Below are 7844 nucleotides of genomic sequence, written 5' to 3' on the forward strand. Positions count from 1 at the left end.
CTGTTTGGCGAAGGTCTTTTTGAGACCCTTAGGTGGAAGCCCTCTGAAGAGAAGTTAAAACTTCATTACGAAAGGTTAAGGACTTCTGCGGAGTTTTTTGAGATTCCTTATCCTACTTATGAGGAGTTTTTAAAAGACCTTGAGGAGGTTTCAAGAGGAGAAAGGGAGCTTTATATAAAGTATGTGCTTATTTCAAAGGGTGGCGAGTATCTTACAGATAAGCCTCAATCCTATGGAAAATTGTTGTTGGCTAAGCCACTAAAACCTACGCCCAAAAGGGTGAAACTCTGCTTTTCCTCATACAAGAGACACTCCACTGACCCAATATGCAGGCACAAGACCACTTCCTATCTTTTTAACCTTTTGGTCAAAAAGGACGCACTAAAAAGAGGCTTTTGGGACGGAATAATAGTCAATGAAAAAGAGCATATCTGTGAAACCTCTACCGCAAACCTGCTTTTTTTGAAAGGTTCAAAGCTATACACTCCTGCCAAGGAAGATGGGCTTTTGTGGGGGACTACCCTTGAGTTTTTAAGCAGGCGTTTAGAGATAAAGGAAGACTACATGAAAGTTTCTGAGCTTGAAGGTTTTGACAGCGTATTTGTGTTAAACTCTCTCTTGCTCTGTGCGGTTGTGGAAGAGGTGGATGGAAAGCAACTAAAGATGGATAATTCAACCTTTGAAGAAATTAGCCATATCCTAAGAGCTTCCCTATAGCCTCTGCAAGTAGCATGTCCTCTGGGTATGTAATTTTTATATTTGTAGGCTCGCCTTGAATTACACCTACCTTGTAGCCATATCTTTCAAGAAGTTGAGCATCATCGGTGGCACAAAAACCCTCATTTCTCGCCTTGAAATAGCATTCAAGCAAGGTTCTTTTCCTAAAGGCTTGGGGGGTCTGAGAGAGCCACAGGTTTGTCCTGTCTACTGTTTCTACCACCATGCCATGGGCTACCCTCTTTATGGTGTCCCTCACGGGCAGTGCAGGAATTTTTCCCTCAAACTCTCCAAGGTCACAAACCCTTAAAAAAAGTTCAAGGCTTGCAAAGGGTCTTGCACAGTCATGCACTACTACAAGGTCTCCTTTGGCTTCAAGAAGTGCATTAAAGACAGAATCTTGCCTCTCCTTCCCACCAGGGACCTTAACCACTCCAGCAGGAATGCTAAGGTTTATATCTTCTGGAGGTAAAACAAGAATAGTTTCATCAAACTTACCAAGAAGCCTTTCCAAGGAATGCATAAACAGAGGCTTTCCAAAGAGCTTTTCAAACTGCTTTTTCCTACCAAAGCGTTTTCCCTCGCCTGCGGAGAGAAGAATAAGGCTTATCATTCTTCCTTGAGCCTTTCTATCCTATCCACTATATCATCTTTTAGTTCTTCTATGATGGGGTTTTCAGAAGAGAAAAAGTATTCTCCATCCCTGTCAAGCACCATGGCAAGGAGGTTATAACCCTTTACCTCGTTTTCAAGAGCCTCTCTTGTGGTTCTATCAAGAAATTTCTTTATGCTTTCTGGGTCTTTTAGGTTAACTTTTACGTCTACTATTTCAAACTCTTCCACATCTATCTGATTGGCAGGCGGGCTCTCCCTTTGCACATACGCAGGAGAGTATATGCAATATATGGTATGTTCACCTAAACCCTTTTCTTTTATATTCTCAAAAAGCTTTTCCACATAATTCCTTACTTGATGCCTTACACTCATAAGAATATTTTAAAGGATACCAGCGCCTTTTAGTGCCACCTGCAAACCAGGGAAGTTTTGCCTTCGCCTCCCACCTTTCAAAGCGTATTCCAATGGACGCAAGCCTCTGAGATATCTTTTCGTAGTCCCTTTCAACCTCCAAAAGCCTTCCTTCCTCGTCATAAACCGTAAGCTCATTTCGGACCTCCTAAGTTTATTATAGCCCTTCTGATAGAATCAATTACTTGACTTTCGTTGTGAATACGCTTAACATCTTTGTTTAGCTTCACAGAAAATATAACAAACACCTCTCCTCCAACTTCCTTCTTAAACTTTTCGTGTGATTCTTTTAACCAATCTATCCACTTGTGAATCTCGGGAGTTTGTTGATATGTAATGGGCTTAACCTGCAGACCTATTACACCCTGCTTGCATTCAATATAAAAGTCAATATTATATCTTCTATCCCATGAATCTGGTGCAGGTTTTATTTCAACTCCAAGTTCCTTTTCTAAGCGCTCATAAACTGTATATTTCTCAGTAATATAACCATGAAAAGTTCTTTTAAAAACCAGCTCTCTTATGTAAGATACGCAGTCTTCATCCTTTATGTTTTCTATTTCCTTTTTCATAACTTCATGAATTTTCTTACAAAGTTCATGACCTATAAAATCAAGATATTCATCAATAGTAAAGTTTGGAATATGTTTACTCATCTCTCTATACTTTTCTGGTCTTACCATATTCCTGTAATATTCAATCCAATCCTGTAGAGTTTTTGGAGAGCATTTTCTTATCTCTTCCGCTACCTTTCCCACATATTTTGGTCTATTAAATTGCCAGCGATTTGTGGCTATATTTAAAATCCACTCCTTCTTATTCCTCTCGGACTTACTCATCTAAAAATTCCTCCGCAATATTCATCTGCACCATCTTTCTATTTATGTGGATTTTGTTTTTGAGAAATACTCTGGCAACAACTGTATCATGAGGACTTTCCTTACTATTACTCACAAACTTCAAAAACACTTCTTTACCCTTTACATAACGGTTCAAATATTCTAAAGCAGAATTCTTATCCTTAATTCTTACACCAGCCAGTTTTACTTTAATGCCAGTAGAAAGTAAAAGGGTATCTTCTGAAAGCACTTTTATAACTTTGTATAATCTATCTCCGTTAAACTTAAACTTCTTTTCATCAATCAATGGCTTAGCATCTTTTATCTTTGGCTCATAATTGACCTCTTCTACCTTATAGTCCTGAACTTCTCTTTTTATGACCTCAAGCCCAAACAAACCTAATTTCTCTCTCACCAATTTAATGTAGTCTTCCTTTATCTCATAGCCTATGGCTCTTCTACCAAGCTCCAAGGCTACTTTGAGAGTTGTCCCACTGCCTGCAAAAGGGTCAAGCACCGTGTCTCCTACAAAGGAAAACATCTTTATTAGCCTTCTTGGAAGCTCTTCCGGAAAAACCGCCTCGTGGTCAACTTGTCTTGCACCTGCGAATTTCCAATGACCAGAGAAATATTCCTTCCATTCTTCCTTTGTCAATTTTGAAGCCTCTTTAACGCTTTTTTCAACCTTGCGTTTACCTTCTTTTTTAAAAATTAGTATAAACTCATAGTCTATTTCTACAACACCATTTGGTGGATACGGAAAACTACCCATTACGTTTGCCCCACCTGTGGTATTCATAGTGGTTTTTTTCTGCCATATTATAGCACCCATATAGTCAAAGCCTATTTCTTCACACATGCATATTATCTCTGCATGGATGGGTATGACCTTATACGCTCCATAAACTATGCTACGGGCAAACTGGTCTCCTATGTTTATGCAAAGTTTAGTTCCTCCCTTTAGAACCCTGTAGCATTCTTTAAAGACCGCATATAGGCTTTTTAAATACTCATGCAGGCTCTGTCCATATCCTATTTGACCTTCAACTCCATAGTCTTTGATGTGCCAATAGGGCGGTGAGGTAATGACAAGGTCTATACTCTCGTCGCTCAACTCTTTCATACTTCTTGCATCTGCAATATAAAGCCTTGCCTTCATGCCAAACGCATTAGCCTAAGCTCACACTCAAAAAGAAACTCAAAAGCCTCAAGCCTTATATAAGCCTCCCTTATGCTTTTACCCCATGTGTATAAGCCATGAGACCTAAGGAGAAAGCCGTAAACCTTTTCTTCTCTCAGCTTTTTCTCAATTCTCTTAGATAATTCCTCCATGTCTTGGGAGTTTTCAAAGACAGGCACGCTTATACTCGTTTCGTGGGTTTTTATACCCTCAAAGGCTTTCAGAAGCTCATACCCTTCAAGCCTTATGTCTTCTTGTGCCATTCTTGATATTAACGTGGAGTTTATAGAATGCACATGCAAGACGGACTTTGCCTCTGGAAAAACCCTATAGACTAAGAGATGAAGCTCCGTTTCTGCAGAAGGCTTTTTTGAGCCTTCTAATACCTCTCCCTTTAGATTAACCACCACAAAGTCTTCTCTTGTAAGATGCCCCTTGTGGCTTCCTGAAGCGGTAATAAGCACCCTATCATCTTCAAGCCTCACAGAAAGGTTTCCACCACTTGCAGGTAGCCAACCCCTTGAATGCAAAAGCCTTCCTATCTCTATAAGCTCGGAAATCTCCCTATGCATTGGAACTTATAATTTTAGCACTCTAATTGAAAATCCTCACTATCCTATAGTATGTGTCCCTCTGGGCAGGGATAAAGCCTGCGGACCTTATGGCTTGAACCATGTCCTCTACCTTCGGTATACTTACCTTGTAGGAAGTAGAAGAAATGACATTCTCCTCTATCATCACACTGCCAAGGTCGTTAGCACCAAAGTGTAAGCCTATCGTTCCTATCTGCATGGTCTGAGTTACGTGAGAGCTTTGTATATTCTTGAAGTTGTCAAGGTATATTCTTGATATGGCAAGCACCTTGAGATAGTAGGTAGAAGAGGCTTCCTCCACCTTGTCCAGCAGGGTATTACCCTTCTTGAAAGTCCAGGGTATAAAGGCGGTAAAGCCACCTGTTTCATCCTGTATTTTTCTTACCCTTTCTAAGTGTTCCACTATATGCTCTGGTTTTTCCACATGACCAAACATCATAGTGGCGGTAGAGGTCATACCAAGCTCATGGGCGGTTTTGTGCACAAGCTCCCACTCCTCTACACTGCACTTGCCTGGGCTTAGAAAATTTCTTACTTTCTGAGATAGAATCTCCGCACCACCACCGGGCAGAGAGTCAAGACCTGCGTCTTTTAACCTTCTTAAGACTTCCCTTATGCTTAGCCTTTCTATCTTAGCCAAATAGACTATCTCAGGAGCGGAAAAGGAATGAACTTGAACTTGTGGAAACCTCTCCTTTATGGAGCTTATTAGGTCTTCGTAGTATTCTATTGGCAGGTCTGGGTTTAGACCACCTTGCATAAGTAGAGTAGTCCCGCCCCAATCCACCAGCTCTTGCACCTTTTTGAGGATTTCCTCCTTTGAAAGCACATAACCCTCTGGCGACCCTACCTTTCTCTGAAAGGCACAAAACTTGCACCCAGCAACACACACATTGGTGTAGTTGACATTTCTGTCTATTACAAAGGTAGCTATGTTCTCAGGATGATGTCTTTTCCTTATCTCGTTGGCAAGAAAGCCAAGAGTGGATAGGTCTTCCTCAAAGAGCCTAAGGGCTTCCTCTGGGCTTATCCTTTCTCCTTCAAGGACTTTATCGTAAATCTCTGTTTGCGTCTTCATGCCATAGAATTTATCTCAAGCACCAAACTTGGCAAGCCTTAGAGAGTGTGCCAACATGAGATTTATGAGCTTTTCTGCGGGAAAAATGCCAAGCTCACCCTTCAAACACTCCCTCTCTGTAAACCTTTCTGAAGTTCCACCCAGCACATAAGGAGAATGCAAAAGCACTGGCACAGGATGCCAAGAGTGTCCTCTTAGCACGGAGGGAGTGGAGTGGTCTCCTGTTATAACAAACACGTCTGGTTTTAACTCCAAAAGCTCTGGCAGATGTTTGTCAAACTCCTCTATCACCCTTATCTTGCCTTCATAGTTGCCATCCTCACCGTAAGAGTCCGTTTTCTTTATATGCAGGAAGAAAAAGTCATAGTCCTGCCAGACATCTTTGAGAGCCATTATCTGGTCTTGTATGGACTGACCCTCAAAGTCTATGAGCTCCATACCCACAAGGCTTGCAAGACCCCTATACATGGGATAGACCGCAATAGCACAGGCTTTTAGACCAAACCTCTCTTCAAAACTTTCCATCTTTGGCTTTTGAGAAAAACCCCTCAAAAGCATATAGTTAGCCTTTGGCTCATCTGCGAGCACTTCCTCTATTTTTTCCAAAAGTCTTCTCAAAACATGAGCCACCTTTTCTGACGCTTCGTTTAAGCCTTTCGGCTCTATAGGTTCAAGTCCTTCCTTTTGTGGGTCTGTGTCCCTTATACGGTCGCTACCCTCTGGAAGAGCCTCTGGAAACCTCAAGAGCAAGGCAACTCTGTGCTCCATACCCGGAGCAAAAAACACCCTTACACCATCCACTTCCCTTATCGCCTCTGAGAGCTTCTTAGTTATCCTTCTGTTCTCCTCCGTAGGAATCCTTCCTGCCCTCCTATCCTTTACTATTAACCTACCATCCACCCTCTCCACCGTGGCATAGTTTCCTCTTATGGCTATGTCCGTATCCCTCACCTCAAGCCCAAGTCCAAGAGCCTCTAATATACCCCTACCTATTTGATACTCCAAGGGATTGTAGCCAAAAATACCCAGATGACCAGGACCACTACCCGGTGTTATACCATAGTCCACAGGAATATGCATGCCAAGGGCAGACCTTTTGGCTAAGCGGTCAAGGTTTGGAGTGTTGGCAAGCTCAAGCTCCGTCTTTGTATCCTTCACAGGTAGCCCACCAAGACCATCAAGGACCACCATGAGTATCTTTGTATTGTTTTTTACAAGCAAGTCCTTCAGCATAAGTTAAGATTTTACCAGCTTATGGTCCTATCTGTCTTAGGAAAGGAGGTATTTCTTCACTTTTGAGCCATCCGCACTCCTCAAGCCCCCTTTCTACAGCTTCCTGTGATTTCTTTGTCCTCTCCATAAGCAGTTTCACAAAGTCCTGCCTCCTACCCTTATACTCCTCTATCTCCTCATAGCTAACTTCAGGAAAACGGGAAACTATCCTATCCTTTACTATGTTCCACGCAGCAAGGTTAGAGTATAGGTTAAACTCCTTGTTTCTAACCGTTTCCTTTACCGTAAGGGATTTTAGAAACTCAAACCTTTCTGGCTTTATGGTTAGGATGGCTTCCGCCATAAGAGGGTCAACGGTGTAGAATATTCCAAAGAGCTTACCCAATATTCTCCTTTGAGTTCTTATGACCTGGTCAAGGATGCTCTGGACTTCTGGTTCTACCTTGTCGTATATCAGCTCAAAGTAGTTTAGCTCTTCCAGTTCAAGACCGCCCAGATATCTTATAAAGTTGGCAAGCTCATGGTAGCTAACATTTGCTTCCTCTTTCCCTTCTTCCTCCAATTTCTTTTCAATCTCTCCATAGTCTAAGACCACATCCGTGTGGACTGGTGGTATTATGTGGTAGGTTTCAGACTCCCAGCCAGCCTTTCTTAGTATCTGCTCCGCACCATCCTCAGGGAGGTTATACTTTTGCATTAAAAGTCTTTTTAACCTATTTCTATCTTTCTTGTATTTATCAAGCTCCTCATCGGGTATGTCTACCTCCACGTAAACGAGCTTTTCTTTCCCATCTTGGAAAATCACCACGTTCTTTCTTCCCTTTATATGTCTTTTTATAAACTTCCAGTCCTCGTCGGTCATTATGGGTTCAGGATGCCACTGCTTTGACATCTCTTCCTCAAGTTCAAGGTATGGGACTGTTTCATACCACGTTGCCTTGCTTAGCTTTGATTCTATTACTTCCTCACTTTCACCAGTCTTTTTCTTTGCGTATTCTATAAATTCCCTTCTCTTGAACTTAAACCTTTCTATCTCATCAAGGGTAAGCTCTGGGAAGAGAACTTTTAGCTTGTATTTTATAAAGTCCCAGTTTCCAAAGAGGTTTTGAGGTTCAAGGGCTTCATATCCGTATGGGTTTGTCCGGAGAAAATCAAAGTAATAACCCACAAATTTCCTT

10 protein-coding genes are annotated in these 7844 nt (G+C 41.7%); 1 reads left to right on the forward strand and 9 read right to left on the reverse strand.

Annotated features, from left to right (window positions below; genetic code table 11):
* The coding region (locus tag WKI49_02825; protein MEJ7621437.1) for an aminotransferase class IV at positions 1 to 717 on the forward strand (717 nt) is incomplete at its 5' end.
* On the opposite strand, the gene ispD is transcribed toward WKI49_02825, so the two are convergent.
* The 9 genes from ispD to WKI49_02870 form a co-directional block, all read right to left on the reverse strand.
* Positions 689 to 1330: a 2-C-methyl-D-erythritol 4-phosphate cytidylyltransferase gene (ispD, locus tag WKI49_02830; protein MEJ7621438.1), complete on the reverse strand. Its 642-nt coding sequence runs from the start codon at positions 1328 to 1330 to the stop codon at positions 689 to 691. The genes WKI49_02825 and ispD overlap by 29 nt on opposite strands.
* The gene (locus WKI49_02835; GenBank protein ID MEJ7621439.1) at positions 1327 to 1704 is read right to left on the reverse strand and encodes a hypothetical protein; all 378 of its coding nucleotides are present in this window, start codon (positions 1702 to 1704) and stop codon (positions 1327 to 1329) included. Before WKI49_02835 ends, ispD begins: the two co-directional genes overlap by 4 nt.
* A 9-nt stretch (positions 1705 to 1713) precedes the next feature.
* Complete coding sequence (locus WKI49_02840; protein MEJ7621440.1) at positions 1714 to 1881, reverse strand: hypothetical protein; 168 nt, start codon at positions 1879 to 1881, stop codon at positions 1714 to 1716.
* Positions 1878 to 2582 carry an MjaI family restriction endonuclease gene (locus WKI49_02845; GenBank protein MEJ7621441.1) on the reverse strand — a complete coding sequence of 235 codons (705 nt, stop codon included), beginning with the start codon at positions 2580 to 2582 and terminating at the stop codon, positions 1878 to 1880. Before WKI49_02845 ends, WKI49_02840 begins: the two co-directional genes overlap by 4 nt.
* Positions 2575 to 3741 carry a site-specific DNA-methyltransferase gene (locus tag WKI49_02850; protein ID MEJ7621442.1) on the reverse strand — a complete coding sequence of 389 codons (1167 nt, stop codon included), beginning with the start codon at positions 3739 to 3741 and terminating at the stop codon, positions 2575 to 2577. Before WKI49_02850 ends, WKI49_02845 begins: the two co-directional genes overlap by 8 nt.
* Entirely contained in the window at positions 3738 to 4334 is a 597-nt protein-coding gene (locus WKI49_02855) for a methylthioribulose 1-phosphate dehydratase (protein MEJ7621443.1), read from the reverse strand. Before WKI49_02855 ends, WKI49_02850 begins: the two co-directional genes overlap by 4 nt.
* A gap of 22 nt (positions 4335 to 4356) precedes the next feature.
* A complete protein-coding gene (gene mqnC / locus WKI49_02860; GenBank protein MEJ7621444.1) occupies positions 4357 to 5433 on the reverse strand; it encodes a cyclic dehypoxanthinyl futalosine synthase in 1077 nt (358 codons plus the stop codon).
* A gap of 15 nt (positions 5434 to 5448) precedes the next feature.
* Entirely contained in the window at positions 5449 to 6666 is a 1218-nt protein-coding gene (locus WKI49_02865) for a 2,3-bisphosphoglycerate-independent phosphoglycerate mutase (GenBank protein ID MEJ7621445.1), read from the reverse strand.
* A 19-nt stretch (positions 6667 to 6685) separates the two neighbouring features.
* Positions 6686 to 7844 (reverse strand): hypothetical protein (locus WKI49_02870; GenBank protein MEJ7621446.1); only part of this gene is annotated, 1159 nt, incomplete at its 5' end.

Source organism: Aquificaceae bacterium, assembly GCA_037722135.1.
Classification (GTDB): Bacteria; Aquificota; Aquificia; order Aquificales; family Aquificaceae; genus Pampinifervens; species Pampinifervens sericum.

Excerpts from the sequence above, each read along its gene's own strand:
- ispD (MEJ7621438.1), bottom strand. The coding sequence starts at position 1,330 with ATGATAAGCCTTATTCTTCTCTCCGCAGGCGAGGGAAAACGCTTTGGT.
- WKI49_02835 (MEJ7621439.1), bottom strand. The coding sequence starts at position 1,704 with ATGAGTGTAAGGCATCAAGTAAGGAATTATGTGGAAAAGCTTTTTGAG.
- WKI49_02840 (MEJ7621440.1), bottom strand. The coding sequence starts at position 1,881 with ATGAGCTTACGGTTTATGACGAGGAAGGAAGGCTTTTGGAGGTTGAAA.
- WKI49_02845 (MEJ7621441.1), bottom strand. The coding sequence starts at position 2,582 with ATGAGTAAGTCCGAGAGGAATAAGAAGGAGTGGATTTTAAATATAGCC.
- WKI49_02850 (MEJ7621442.1), bottom strand. The coding sequence starts at position 3,741 with ATGAAGGCAAGGCTTTATATTGCAGATGCAAGAAGTATGAAAGAGTTG.
- WKI49_02855 (MEJ7621443.1), bottom strand. The coding sequence starts at position 4,334 with ATGCATAGGGAGATTTCCGAGCTTATAGAGATAGGAAGGCTTTTGCAT.
- mqnC (MEJ7621444.1), bottom strand. The coding sequence starts at position 5,433 with ATGAAGACGCAAACAGAGATTTACGATAAAGTCCTTGAAGGAGAAAGG.
- WKI49_02865 (MEJ7621445.1), bottom strand. The coding sequence starts at position 6,666 with ATGCTGAAGGACTTGCTTGTAAAAAACAATACAAAGATACTCATGGTG.